12 protein-coding genes are annotated in these 12,689 nt (G+C 69.4%); all 12 read left to right on the forward strand.

Annotated elements, in window-relative coordinates:
- Positions 1 to 4 precede the first annotated feature (4 nt).
- Positions 5 to 1,411 (forward strand): UDP-N-acetylmuramoyl-tripeptide--D-alanyl-D-alanine ligase, encoded by a 1,407-nt coding sequence (locus ACWD5F_RS25635; protein ID WP_451257680.1) that lies wholly within the window; start codon positions 5 to 7, stop codon positions 1,409 to 1,411.
- Positions 1,408 to 2,481 carry a phospho-N-acetylmuramoyl-pentapeptide-transferase gene (gene mraY / locus ACWD5F_RS25640; RefSeq protein ID WP_451257682.1) on the forward strand — a complete coding sequence of 358 codons (1,074 nt, stop codon included), beginning with the start codon at positions 1,408 to 1,410 and terminating at the stop codon, positions 2,479 to 2,481. The genes ACWD5F_RS25635 and mraY overlap by 4 nt, the downstream gene beginning before the upstream one ends.
- Positions 2,463 to 3,887 carry a UDP-N-acetylmuramoyl-L-alanine--D-glutamate ligase gene (gene murD, locus ACWD5F_RS25645; RefSeq protein WP_451257684.1) on the forward strand — a complete coding sequence of 475 codons (1,425 nt, stop codon included), beginning with the start codon at positions 2,463 to 2,465 and terminating at the stop codon, positions 3,885 to 3,887. Before mraY ends, murD begins: the two co-directional genes overlap by 19 nt.
- A gap of 101 nt (positions 3,888 to 3,988) precedes the next feature.
- On the forward strand, positions 3,989 to 5,350 hold the full coding sequence (ftsW, locus tag ACWD5F_RS25650) for a putative lipid II flippase FtsW (protein WP_451257685.1): 1,362 nt from the start codon (positions 3,989 to 3,991) through the stop codon (positions 5,348 to 5,350).
- Positions 5,351 to 5,356: 6 nt separating this feature from the next.
- Complete coding sequence (gene murG / locus ACWD5F_RS25655; RefSeq protein ID WP_124004270.1) at positions 5,357 to 6,454, forward strand: undecaprenyldiphospho-muramoylpentapeptide beta-N-acetylglucosaminyltransferase; 1,098 nt, start codon at positions 5,357 to 5,359, stop codon at positions 6,452 to 6,454.
- A 35-nt stretch (positions 6,455 to 6,489) separates the two neighbouring features.
- Complete coding sequence (locus ACWD5F_RS25660; protein ID WP_451257687.1) at positions 6,490 to 7,287, forward strand: cell division protein FtsQ/DivIB; 798 nt, start codon at positions 6,490 to 6,492, stop codon at positions 7,285 to 7,287.
- A 277-nt stretch (positions 7,288 to 7,564) separates the two neighbouring features.
- The gene (gene ftsZ, locus ACWD5F_RS25665; RefSeq protein ID WP_401727363.1) at positions 7,565 to 8,770 is read left to right on the forward strand and encodes a cell division protein FtsZ; all 1,206 of its coding nucleotides are present in this window, start codon (positions 7,565 to 7,567) and stop codon (positions 8,768 to 8,770) included.
- Between the two features lie 13 nt (positions 8,771 to 8,783).
- Complete coding sequence (gene pgeF / locus ACWD5F_RS25670; RefSeq protein ID WP_451258270.1) at positions 8,784 to 9,521, forward strand: peptidoglycan editing factor PgeF; 738 nt, start codon at positions 8,784 to 8,786, stop codon at positions 9,519 to 9,521.
- 6 nt (positions 9,522 to 9,527) lie between these two features.
- Positions 9,528 to 10,247, forward strand: coding sequence for a YggS family pyridoxal phosphate-dependent enzyme (locus tag ACWD5F_RS25675; RefSeq protein ID WP_451257689.1), 720 nt, complete (start codon positions 9,528 to 9,530; stop codon positions 10,245 to 10,247).
- A gap of 129 nt (positions 10,248 to 10,376) precedes the next feature.
- A complete protein-coding gene (locus tag ACWD5F_RS25680) occupies positions 10,377 to 11,018 on the forward strand; it encodes a cell division protein SepF (RefSeq protein WP_124004274.1) in 642 nt (213 codons plus the stop codon).
- A gap of 69 nt (positions 11,019 to 11,087) precedes the next feature.
- A complete protein-coding gene (locus ACWD5F_RS25685) occupies positions 11,088 to 11,372 on the forward strand; it encodes a YggT family protein (RefSeq protein ID WP_007448661.1) in 285 nt (94 codons plus the stop codon).
- Between the two features lie 53 nt (positions 11,373 to 11,425).
- Positions 11,426 to 12,673 carry a DivIVA domain-containing protein gene (locus tag ACWD5F_RS25690; protein WP_401727360.1) on the forward strand — a complete coding sequence of 416 codons (1,248 nt, stop codon included), beginning with the start codon at positions 11,426 to 11,428 and terminating at the stop codon, positions 12,671 to 12,673.
- Positions 12,674 to 12,689 lie beyond the last annotated feature (16 nt).

Genomic DNA, 12,689 nt, shown 5'->3' on the forward strand with positions numbered 1-12,689 from the left:
ACTTGTGATCGCCCTCTCTCTCGCCGAGATCGCAGAAGTCGTCGGCGGGCGGACTCACGACATACCGGATCCGTCGGTGCAGGTGCACGGACCCGTCGTCATCGACTCCCGCAAGGTGGCGGACGGCAGTCTGTTCGCCGCCTTCGTGGGGGAGCACGTCGACGGCCACGACTACGCGGAGGGGGCCGTCCACGCGGGCGCCGTCGCCGTGCTGGCGCAGCGCCCCGTCGGAGTGCCCGCGATCGTCGTCGAGGACGTCCAGACGGCCCTCGGCGCCCTCGCACGGCACGTCGTGCGACGGCTCGGCGCCACCCTCGTGGCCCTCACCGGCTCCGCGGGCAAGACCAGCACCAAGGACCTCATCGCCCAGGTGCTGGCGCGCAAGGCGCCGACCGTGTTCACGCCCGGCTCGCTCAACAACGAGATCGGACTGCCGCTGACGGCCCTGTCCGCCACCGAGGACACGAAGTTCCTCGTGCTGGAGATGGGCGCCCGCGGCATCGGACACATCCGCTACCTCACGGAGTTGACGCCTCCGAGGATCGGCCTCGTCCTGAACGTCGGCACCGCCCACATCGGCGAGTTCGGCGGGCGCGAGCAGATCGCGCAGGCGAAGGGCGAGTTGGTGGAGTCCCTGCCGGCGGACGGCACCGCGATCCTCAACGCGGACGATCCCCTCGTACGGGCCATGGTGTCCCGGACGAAGGCGAAGGTGCTGCTGTTCGGGGAGGGCGACGAAGCGGACGTACGCGCCGAGAACGTGCGACTCACGGACAGCGGACAGCCCGCCTTCAGCCTTCGCACACCCTCCGGGTGCAGCGAAGTGACCATGCGCCTGTACGGTGAGCACCACGTGTCGAACGCGCTCGCCGCGGCCGCCGTCGCCCATGAGCTGGGCATGTCCGCAGCTGAGATCGCCACCGCGCTCTCCGAGGCGGGCTCCCTCTCCCGCTGGCGTATGGAGGTCACCGAGCGCCCGGACGGCGTCACCGTCGTCAACGACGCCTACAACGCCAACCCCGAGTCCATGCGAGCCGCACTGCGCGCGCTCGCGGCCATGGGGAGGGGACGGCGGACCTGGGCGGTGCTCGGCAAGATGGCCGAGCTCGGGGACGAGGCGCTCGCCGAGCACGACGCGGTCGGGCGGCTCGCCGTCCGGCTCAACGTCAGCAAGCTCGTCGCGGTCGGGGGCAGGGAAGCGTCCTGGCTCCAACTGGGCGCATATAACGAGGGTTCGTGGGGTGAGGAGTCGGTGCACGTGTCCGACGCACAGGCGGCGGTCGATCTGTTGCGCAGCGCATTGCGCCCGGGAGACGTCGTGCTCGTGAAGGCGTCCCGTTCGGTCGGCCTGGAGAGTGTCGCTGAGGCGCTGCTCGAGACCGGTGCCGAGGGCGAGGTCGCTGCCCGATGATGAAGCAGATCCTGTTCGCAGGAGTCATTGGCCTCTTCCTGACCCTGGTCGGCACTCCGCTGCTGATCAAGCTGCTGGCCCGCAAGGGCTACGGCCAGTACATCCGGGACGACGGCCCGCGCGAACACGCGAGCAAGCGCGGTACGCCGACGATGGGCGGTATCGCCTTCATCTTCGCGACGGTCGCCGCGTACTTCCTGTCCAAGGTGATCACCGGCTACACGCCCACCTATTCGGGCCTGTTGGTGCTCGGTCTGATGGTCGGCATGGGGCTGGTCGGCTTCCTGGACGACTACATCAAGATCGTCAAGCGGCGGTCGCTCGGTCTGCGGGCCAAGGCGAAGATGGCCGGCCAGCTGATCGTCGGCATCAGCTTCGCGGTGCTCGCCCTGCAGTTCCAGGACGTCCGAGGCAACACCCCGGCCTCCACGAAGCTGTCGTTCATCACGGACTTCGGCTGGACGATCGGCCCGGTGCTCTTCGTGGTCTGGGCGCTGTTCATGATCCTGGCGATGTCCAACGGCGTGAACCTGACGGACGGTCTGGACGGCCTCGCCACCGGCGCCTCCGTCCTGGTCTTCGGTGCCTACACCTTCATCGGCGTCTGGCAGTTCCAGGAGTCCTGCGCCAACGCGACGACGCTGACCAACCCGAACGCCTGCTACGAGGTACGGGATCCGCTGGACCTCGCGGTCATCGCCTCGGCGCTGATGGGTGCCTGTCTCGGCTTCCTGTGGTGGAACACCTCGCCGGCCAAGATCTTCATGGGCGACACCGGTTCGCTCGCGCTCGGCGGTGTCCTCGCGGGTCTGGCGATCTGCTCCCGCACCGAGCTGCTGATCGCCCTCCTGGGCGGTCTGTTCGTCCTGATCACCATGTCGGTGGTCATCCAGGTCGGCTCCTTCAAGCTCACCGGCAAGCGCGTCTTCCGCATGGCACCGCTCCAGCATCACTTCGAACTCAAGGGCTGGTCCGAGGTCCTGGTGGTGGTCCGTTTCTGGATCATCCAGGGCATCTGCGTGATCGTCGGCCTCGGCCTCTTCTACGCGGGATGGGCAGCGGAAAAGTGACCGACTGGCAGGGCACGCGCGTCACCGTCGCCGGACTCGGCGTCTCCGGCCTCCCGGCGGCCAAGGCGCTGCACGCGCGCGGGGCGGAGGTCACCGTCGTCAACGACGGCGACGACGCACGCGCGCGTGAGCAGGCCGCGGAGCTGGAAGCGCTCGGCATCACCGTCCGCCTCGGCGACGGCGCGTCCCTGCCCGAGGGCACCGAACTCGTCGTCACCGCGCCCGGCTGGCAGCCGGACAAGCCGCTGTTCACGGCGGCCCGCGCGGCCGGCGTCGAGATCTGGGGCGACGTCGAACTGGCCTGGCGCCTCAGGGGCCCCGACGCGGCCCCCTGGCTGGCCGTCACCGGCACCAACGGCAAGACCACCACCGTCCAGATGCTGGCGTCCATCCTGAAGGCGGCGGGCCTGCGCACGGCCGCCGTCGGCAACATCGGCGTCTCGCTCCTGGACGCGGTGCTGGGCGAGGAGACCTACGACGTCCTCGCCGTGGAGCTGTCGAGCTATCAGCTCCACTGGGCGCCCTCCCTGCGCGCCCACTCGGCCGCGGTGCTGAACCTGGCCCCCGACCACCTCGACTGGCACGGCTCCATGGAGGCGTACGCCGCCGACAAGGGCCGTATCTACGAGGGCAATCGCGTCGCCTGCGTCTACAACCTGGCCGACAAGGCCACCGAGGAACTGGTGCGCGAGGCGGACGTCGAGGAGGGGTGCCGGGCGATCGGGTTCACCCTCGGCACGCCGGGGCCGTCCCAACTCGGCGTCGTGGACGGCATCCTGGTCGACCGCGCCTTCGTCGAGAACCGGCAGAAGAACGCCCAGGAGCTCGCCGAGGTCTCCGACGTCGACCCGCCGGCCCCGCACAACATCGCCAACGCCCTTGCCGCGGCGGCCCTCGCGCGCGCGTTCGGGGTGCCCGCGACGGCCGTACGCGACGGGCTCAGGAACTTCACGCCGGACGCGCACCGCATCGCCCACGTGGCCGACGTCGACTCGGTCGCGTACATCGACGACTCCAAGGCGACCAACACGCACGCGGCGGAGGCCTCGTTGGCCGCGTACGAGTCGATCGTGTGGATCGCGGGCGGGCTCGCCAAGGGCGCGACCTTCGACGAACTCGTCGCCAAGTCGGCAAAGCGACTGCGCGGCGCCGTCCTGATCGGCCGGGACCGCGCCCTGATCCGCGAAGCCCTGGCGCGACACGCGCCGGAAGTACCCGTCGTCGACCTCGACCGGACCGACACTGGGGCGATGCTCGCGGCTGTCCAGGAGGCCCAGGCGCTCGCCCGCCCCGGCGACACGGTGCTGCTGGCCCCCGCCTGCGCCTCGATGGACATGTTCGCCAACTACAACAAGCGCGGTGACGCGTTCGCGGCGGCGGTCCGCGAACTCGGCGCGGGCGCCTGACGGCGGGTCTCGGCCTCATAGGGTGCTGCGGGACCCTTGGAGGGACGACGGGATGACGCGGATGTTGCTCGGGTTCGGTCGGCGGATGCGAGGAGCCGGTGATGTCCAGTAGCCGTACGGGCCGTCCTCCGGTCCAGCGGGCGGTCCGGCGGCCCACCGCCTCCCGGCCGCCCCGCGACAACCCCGTGCAGCGCCTGTACGACAACGCCAGACGCGCCTGGGACCGGCCGCTGACGGCGTACTACCTGATCCTCGGCGGCAGCATGCTGATCACCGTGCTCGGTCTCGTGATGGTCTACTCGGCCTCCCAGATCACCGCGCTGCAGCTTTCGTTGCCCGGGTCGTTCTTCTTCCGCAAGCAGTTCCTCGCCGCCTGCATCGGCGGGGTGCTGCTGCTGGTGGCCTCCCGGATGCCGGTCAAACTGCACCGGGCGCTGGCCTATCCGATCCTCGCGGGCGCCGTCTTCATGATGGCGCTGGTGCAGGTGCCGGGGATAGGGATGTCGGTCAATGGCAACCAGAACTGGATCTCGCTCGGCGGCTCCTTCCAGATCCAGCCCAGCGAGTTCGGCAAGCTGGCGCTGGTGCTGTGGGGCGCGGACCTGATGGCCCGCAAGCAGGACAAGGGCATGCTGATCCAGTGGAAGCACATGCTGGTGCCGCTGGTCCCGGTCGCCTTCCTGCTGCTCGGCCTGATCATGCTCGGCGGCGACATGGGTACGGCGATCATCCTGACGGCGATCCTGTTCGGCCTGCTGTGGCTGGCCGGGGCGCCCACCCGGCTCTTCGTCGGGGTGCTGTCGATCGCCCTCACCCTGGGCTTCATCCTCATCAAGACCAGCCCCAACCGCATGGCCCGGCTCTCCTGCATCGGCGCGACCGAGCCGAAGACCGGGGTCGCGGACTGCTGGCAGGCCGTGCACGGCATCTACGCGCTGGCCTCCGGCGGAATCTTCGGATCGGGGCTCGGCGCGAGTGTGGAAAAATGGGGTCAACTCCCGGAAGCGCACACGGACTTCATCTTCGCCGTCACCGGTGAGGAACTGGGTCTGGCGGGGACGCTGTCGGTGCTCGCCCTCTTCGCGGCTCTAGGCTATGCGGGTATCCGCGTGGCCGGACGCACGGAGGACCCCTTCGTCAGGTATGCCGCCGGAGGCGTGACCACCTGGATCACCGCTCAGGCGGTGATCAACATCGGTGCGGTGCTCGGCCTGCTGCCGATCGCCGGAGTCCCGCTCCCGCTGTTCTCCTACGGAGGATCCGCCCTGCTGCCGACCATGTTCGCCATCGGGCTGCTGATCGCGTTCGCGCGTGACGATCCCGCTGCGCGGGCGGCGCTTTCCATGCGGCAACCCCGCTTTGGTAGAAAGCGGGCGGGAGGCACCGTGCGGGACCGGGGGCCTCGGAGATGGAACACGATGCGACGGCGTGCCCCGGGGGCGCGTTCGTCCGGAGAGCGGTGAATTTCGGTGCATGTCGTACTCGCCGGTGGGGGGACCGCCGGCCACATCGAGCCGGCGCTCGCCCTCGCGGATGCCCTGCGCAGGCAGGACCCGACCGTGGGGATCACGGCCCTGGGCACCGAGCGCGGCCTGGAGACCACGCTCGTACCGCAGCGGGGCTACGAGCTGGCGCTGATCCCCGCCGTCCCGCTGCCCCGCAAGCCCACCCCTGAACTGATCACCGTCCCGGGCCGGCTGCGCGGCACGATCAAGGCGACCGAGCAGATCCTGGAGCGCACGAAGGCGGACGCGGTCGTCGGCTTCGGCGGTTACGTGGCCCTGCCTGGCTATCTCGCCGCCAAGCGCCTGGGCGTGCCGATCATCATCCACGAGGCCAACGCCCGCCCCGGCCTCGCCAACAAGATCGGCTCGCGCTACGCCGCGAAGGTCGCCGTCTCCACCCCCGACAGCAAGCTGCGGGACGCCCGCTACATCGGCATCCCGCTGCGCCGCACGATCGCCACCCTGGACCGGGCCGCGGCCCGCCCCGAGGCGCGGCAGCTGTTCGGCCTCGACCCCAACCTGCCCACGCTGCTGGTCTCCGGCGGCTCGCAGGGCGCCCGCCGCCTCAACGAGGTGGTCCAGCAGGTCGCTCCCTGGCTCCAGCAGGCCGGCATCCAGATCCTGCACGCGGTCGGCCCGAAGAACGAACTGCCGCACGTACAGCAGATGCCGGGAATGCCCCCGTACATCCCGGTAAGTTACGTGGACCGGATGGACCTCGCGTACGCCGCGGCCGACATGATGCTCTGCCGCGCGGGCGCGATGACCGTCGCCGAACTCTCCGCCGTCGGACTGCCGGCCGCCTACGTCCCGCTGCCCATCGGCAACGGCGAACAGCGGCTGAACGCCCAGCCGGTGGTCAAGGCCGGCGGCGGACTGCTGGTCGACGACGCGGAACTGACGCCCGATTGGATCCGGGCGAACGTGCTGCCCGTGCTCGCCGACCCGCACCGGCTGTACGAGATGTCCCGCGCCGCCGCCGAGTTCGGCCGCCGGGACGCCGACGACCTGCTCGTCGGCATGGTGTACGAGGCGATCGCCGCCCACCGTGCACACCGTTAGGGATCGCACGACTGTGTAGCTGGAGGGCAGGGAGCGTGGCCGGATCGACCACCGCCGAACGCGGTGAACGCCAACAGGAGTCGTCCGGCCCGCCCCTCGTCCGAAGGCTCGGCGGCCCACGGCGAGTTCGTACGATCATCGTTCTCGCCGTCGCGCTGCTCCTCCTCTCGGCCGCGGGTGTCTGGGTGTTGTACGGATCCCACTGGCTGCGCGTTGAACGCGTATCGGTTTCCGGCACCTCGGTCCTGACGCCGGAACAGGTGCGCGAGGCCGCCGATGTGCCGGTCGGGTCACCGTTGATTTCGGTCGACACCGATGCGATCGAGTCACGTCTGCTGCGGAAATTGCCGCGAATCGGCGCGGTCGACGTGGTGCGTTCCTGGCCGCATGGAATCGGGCTGAAAGTGACCGAGCGCACGCCGGTTCTGATTGTCCAAAAGGGCCGAAACTTCATCGAAGTGGACGATGAAGGTGTCCGTTTCGCCACGGTTTCCACTGCGCCGAAAGGCGTTCCTGCACTCGAATTGAGCCTCTCACGCACGGGTTCGTCCGCGGCGAGTCTGCGGCGATTCGGCGAGGACCGGCTGGTGCGCGAGGCGGTCGCGGTGGCCGGTGCCCTTCCCGCCGCCGTCGCGCACGAGACCCGGACCGTCAAGGTGCGTTCCTATGACGAGATCTCGCTGGAGTTGAGCGGCGGTCGGACCGTGGCTTGGGGAAGTGGCGACAAGGGCGCGGCGAAGGCGCGTACGCTCACCGCTCTGATGAAAGCGGCGCCCGGTGCGCGGCACTTCGACGTCAGCGTTCCCACCGCCCCTGCGTCAGCGGGGAGTTGACGCACATCCGCGCAGGCCAGCACCCTGGCTGGGCATCGCTATGGCTGATCACATAGGGTGAAAAGAAAAACGGGAGGTTCGGCGTGTTCGTTGAACGTGCGCCACTTGTCGACTTAGTGTCCTGTTCGGAAGAGTCCAGCGAACAGTCACACTGGTAACCCTAAACTTCAACGTTAGGGTTCGGGTCGGCGATACGGACCGTCCCATTCGGCATCAGTCGTCGGATCGCATCCCCTGCGAAGCGACGACACGTAACTCGAGGCGAGAGGCCTTCGACGTGGCAGCACCGCAGAACTACCTCGCAGTCATCAAAGTCATCGGTGTCGGCGGCGGTGGTGTCAATGCCATCAACCGGATGATCGAGGTCGGTCTCAAGGGCGTCGAGTTCATCGCCATCAACACCGACGCGCAGGCGCTGTTGATGAGCGACGCCGACGTCAAGCTCGACGTCGGCCGCGAACTCACCCGCGGACTCGGCGCCGGAGCCAACCCGGCCGTCGGCCGCAAGGCCGCCGAGGACCACCGCGAGGAGATCGAGGAGGTCCTCAAGGGGGCCGACATGGTCTTCGTGACGGCCGGCGAGGGCGGCGGCACCGGCACCGGCGGCGCGCCCGTCGTGGCCAACATCGCCCGCTCCCTCGGCGCCCTCACCATCGGCGTGGTCACCCGCCCGTTCACCTTCGAGGGCCGGCGCCGCGCCAACCAGGCCGAGGACGGCATCGCCGAACTCCGCGAAGAGGTCGACACCCTCATCGTCATCCCGAACGACCGGCTGCTGTCCATCTCGGACCGCCAGGTCTCGGTGCTCGACGCCTTCAAGTCCGCCGACCAGGTCCTGCTCTCCGGTGTGCAGGGCATCACCGACCTCATCACCACGCCGGGTCTGATCAACCTCGACTTCGCCGACGTCAAGTCCGTGATGTCCGAGGCCGGTTCGGCCCTCATGGGCATCGGCTCGGCCCGCGGCGACGACCGCGCGGTGGCCGCCGCCGAGATGGCGATCTCCTCGCCGCTGCTCGAAGCCTCCATCGACGGCGCCCGGGGCGTGCTGCTCTCCATCTCCGGCGGCTCCGACCTCGGCCTGTTCGAGATCAACGAGGCCGCCCAGCTGGTGAGCGAGGCCGCGCACCCCGAGGCCAACATCATCTTCGGCGCGGTCATCGACGACGCGCTCGGCGACGAGGTCCGGGTCACGGTCATCGCGGCCGGCTTCGACGGCGGCCAGCCGCCGACCCGCCGGGACACCGTCCTCGGCTCGTCCTCGACCTCGTCCTCCTCGTCGTCGGCCCGCCGCGACGAGCCCACTCCGGTACGGCAGTCCGAGAGCCGTCCGTCCTTCGGCTCGCTCGGCAGCGTCACGCCGAAGGAGGAGCCCGAGCCGGAGCCGGTCGCCGACCTCCCGGTCGCCCCGCCGGTCCCGCCGTCGCGCTCCTACTCGGACAGTGCGGCCGAGGAGCTGGACGTACCGGACTTCCTCAAGTGATCCTTCTGACGTGATGGAACAGCGCTCGGCGACGAGCACCGTGAACGGCGCGCACTTCGCCTTCACCGACAGGTGGGGTGGGGTGAGCGCCGTTCCGTACGAGCAGCTCAACCTCGGCGGAGCGGTCGGCGACGACCCCGAAGCCGTACGCGCCAACCGGGAGTTGGCGGCCAAGTCGCTCGGCCTCGACCCGGCCCTGGTGGTCTGGATGAACCAGGTGCACGGGGCGGACGTGGCGGTGGTCGACGGACCCTGGGGTTCCGATGCCGAGATCCCCTCGGTCGACGCGATCGTCACCGCCCGCCGCGGACTCGCCCTTGCCGTGCTGACCGCGGACTGCACGCCCGTTCTGCTGGCCGACCCGGTCGCCGGGATCGCCGCCGCGGCCCACGCGGGCCGGCCCGGCATGATCGCCGGGGTGGTCCCCGCCGCCGTACGGGCCATGACCGAACTCGGCGCCGATCCCGCCCGGATCGTCGCCCGCACCGGACCCGCCGTCTGCGGCCGGTGCTATGAAGTCCCCGAGGAGATGCGCGCCGATGTCGCCGCGGTCGAACCGGCGGCGTACGCCGAGACGAGCTGGGGCACTTCCGCGGTCGACGTGACCGCCGGGGTGCACGCGCAGCTCGACCGGCTCGGGGTGCGCGACCGGGAGCAGTCGCCGGTGTGCACGATCGAGTCGGGCGACCACTTCTCATATCGACGCGATCGCACCACGGGGCGACTCGCGGGATATGTCTGGCTGGACTGATGGGACATGACGGACCGTAAGCACGAACTCGCCGGGAACCTGGCGAAGGTGGAGGAACGTATCGTCGCCGCGTGTGCCGCGGCGGGGCGCAAGCGGGCGGAGGTGACCCTGATCGTGGTCACCAAGACCTACCCGGCGAGCGATGTGCGGATCCTCTCCGAACTGGGCGTCCGGCACGTGGCGGAGAACCGCGACCAGGACGCGGCACCCAAGGCCGCCGAATCCGCGGACCTTCCGCTTACCTGGCACTTCGTGGGGCAGTTGCAGACCAACAAGGTGCGTTCCGTGCTCGGTTACGCCGATGTCGTGCAGTCCGTCGACCGCGCGCGGCTCGTCGGCGCGCTGTCGAAGGAGGCGGTGCGGCGGGAGCGCGAACTGGGCTGTCTGATCCAGGTCGCACTCGACGCGGACGAAGGGGGTCGCGGGCAGCGCGGGGGTGTCGGGCCCGACGGGATCGAGGAGTTGGGCGAAATCGTCTCGCGATCGGAAGGGCTGCGACTGGACGGTCTGATGACCGTCGCGCCGTTGACCGGCCCCTACGCGGGACGCGAACAGGCGGCGTTCGAGCGGTTGATGGATTTGTCGACCGCGCTGCGCCGGAGCCATCCGGCTGCGAACATGGTCTCGGCAGGAATGAGTTCGGACCTCGAAGGGGCCGTGGCGGCCGGAGCGACACATGTGCGCGTCGGTACGGCGGTACTCGGAGTCCGTGCTGGGCTCGGGTAACGTCGCCAGGAAGTCGGACCACAGCAGAAAATATGGTCATTACCGCCGAAGGGCGGGCGTAACGACCTCGTGGATCGCGGGCACTTGGCAGTCGTCAGCCGATCCACCACAGAGCGGAGGACTCAGAGCATGGCCGGCGCGATGCGCAAGATGGCGGTCTACCTCGGCCTCGTGGAGGACGATGGGTACGACGGCCGGGGCTTCGACCCCGATGACGACTTCGAACCCGAACTCGACCCAGAGCCCGAGCGGGACCATCGACGGCACGAGCCGTCCCACCAGTCGCACGTCGCACATCAGTCCCAACGGGACGAAGAGGTACGAATCGTGCAACCGCCCTCGCCTCGCGAGCCGGTGGCGCGTTCCGCTTCGCTACCCGCGGAATCCGGGCGTCCGGCGCGCATCGCGCCCGTGGCGTCCATCACACAAGAGCGCGCCAGCCTGGAGAAGAACGCACCGGTGATCATGCCCAAGGTCGTGTCGGAACGAGAGCCTTACCGGATCACCACGCTTCACCCGCGGACCTACAACGAGGCCCGTACCATCGGGGAACACTTCCGTGAGGGCACCCCGGTGATCATGAATCTGACTGAGATGGACGACACAGACGCGAAGCGACTTGTCGACTTTGCGGCCGGTCTGGTGTTTGGTCTTCACGGCAGCATCGAGCGGGTGACGCAGAAGGTGTTCCTGTTGTCGCCTGCTAACGTCGATGTCACGGCGGAGGACAAGGCTCGCATCGCAGAGGGCGGGTTCTTCAACCAGAGCTGAGACACACCACCGGAAAAAGCAGTAAGCAGTACGTGCAGCACGGAAACAGGGGAGAGGGAAGCGCGGGTCATGAGCGTGGTTCTGGATGTCGTCTACATCGCTCTGATGTGCTTCCTCATCGTGCTCATCTTCCGGTTGGTCATGGACTACGTCTTCCAGTTCGCCCGCTCATGGCAACCCGGCAAGGCGATGGTGGTCGTTCTGGAGGCCACCTACACTGTCACTGATCCACCGCTCAAGCTTCTGCGGCGGTTCATTCCGCCGCTGCGTCTCGGGGGCGTGGCGCTCGACCTGTCCTTCTTCGTACTGATGATCATCGTCTACATCCTGATCTCGATCGTGAGTCGGCTGTGATCGATGTGACCTACCGTCTTGCCGAATGCCGACGACTACGTTGAGGTGAAGAGATGCCGTTGACCCCCGAGGACGTGCGGAACAAGCAGTTCACGACCGTCCGCCTCCGAGAAGGCTATGACGAGGACGAGGTCGATGCCTTCCTCGACGAGGTCGAAGCCGAACTGACCCGCCTGCTGCGCGAGAACGAGGACCTGCGCGCCAAGCTGGCCGCCGCCACGCGCGCCGCTGCCCAGAACCAGCAGAACATGCGCAAGCCCCCGGAGGGTCCCGGCGGTCCGCAGGACCAGGGCATGCAGCAGGGGATGCCGCAGCAGGGCATGCCCCCGCAGGGGATGCCCCAACAGGGCATGCCTCAGCAGGGGATGCGAGGCCCGGGCGGCCCGGTGCCGGCCGGCATATCGGGCCCGCCGCAGCAGCAGATGGGCGGCCCCATGGGCGGTCCGCCCCAGCTGCCGAGCGGTGCGCCGCAGCTGCCCCCCGGTCCCGGTGGACAGGGCGGCCCGCAGGGTCCCGGTCCGATGGGCCAGGGCCCCATGGGTCAGGGTCCGATGGGCCAAGGCCCCATGGGCCAGGGCACGATGGGCGGCCAGCCCATGCAGCAGCAGATGGGCGGCCCGATGGGTGGCCCCATGGGCGGTCCGATGGGTGGCCCCGGTCAGGGCGGTCCCATGGGTGGCCCGATGGGCGGCCCCGGTCAGGGTCCCGGTGGCGACAGCGCCGCCCGCGTTCTCTCGCTGGCCCAGCAGACCGCCGACCAGGCGATCGCCGAGGCCCGTTCCGAGGCCAACAAGATCGTGGGTGAGGCGCGTTCGCGTGCCGAGGGTCTCGAGCGTGACGCCCGTGCCAAGGCCGACGCCCTGGAGCGGGACGCGCAGGAGAAGCACCGCGTCGCGATGGGCTCCCTGGAGTCCGCCCGCGCCACGCTGGAGCGCAAGGTCGAGGATCTGCGCGGCTTCGAGCGCGAGTACCGCACGCGTCTGAAGTCCTACCTGGAGTCCCAGCTGCGTCAGTTGGAGACCCAGGCCGACGACTCCCTCGCCCCGCCGCGCACCCCGGCCACGGCCTCCCTGCCGCCGTCCCCGGCGCCTTCGATGGCCCCGGCCGGCGCGAGCGCCCCGTCCTACGGCGGCAACCAGGGCATGGGCCCCGGCCCCGCCGGCCCGTCCTACGGCGGCCAGCAGCAGATGTCCCCGGCGATGACCCAGCCGATGGCGCCGGTCCGCCCGCAGGGCCCCGGTCCGATGGGCCAGGCACCTTCGCCGATGCGCGGCTTCCTGATCGACGAGGACGACAACTGACCGGCCATGGCCAGTA

This window comes from Streptomyces sp. NPDC002499, assembly GCF_053595415.1.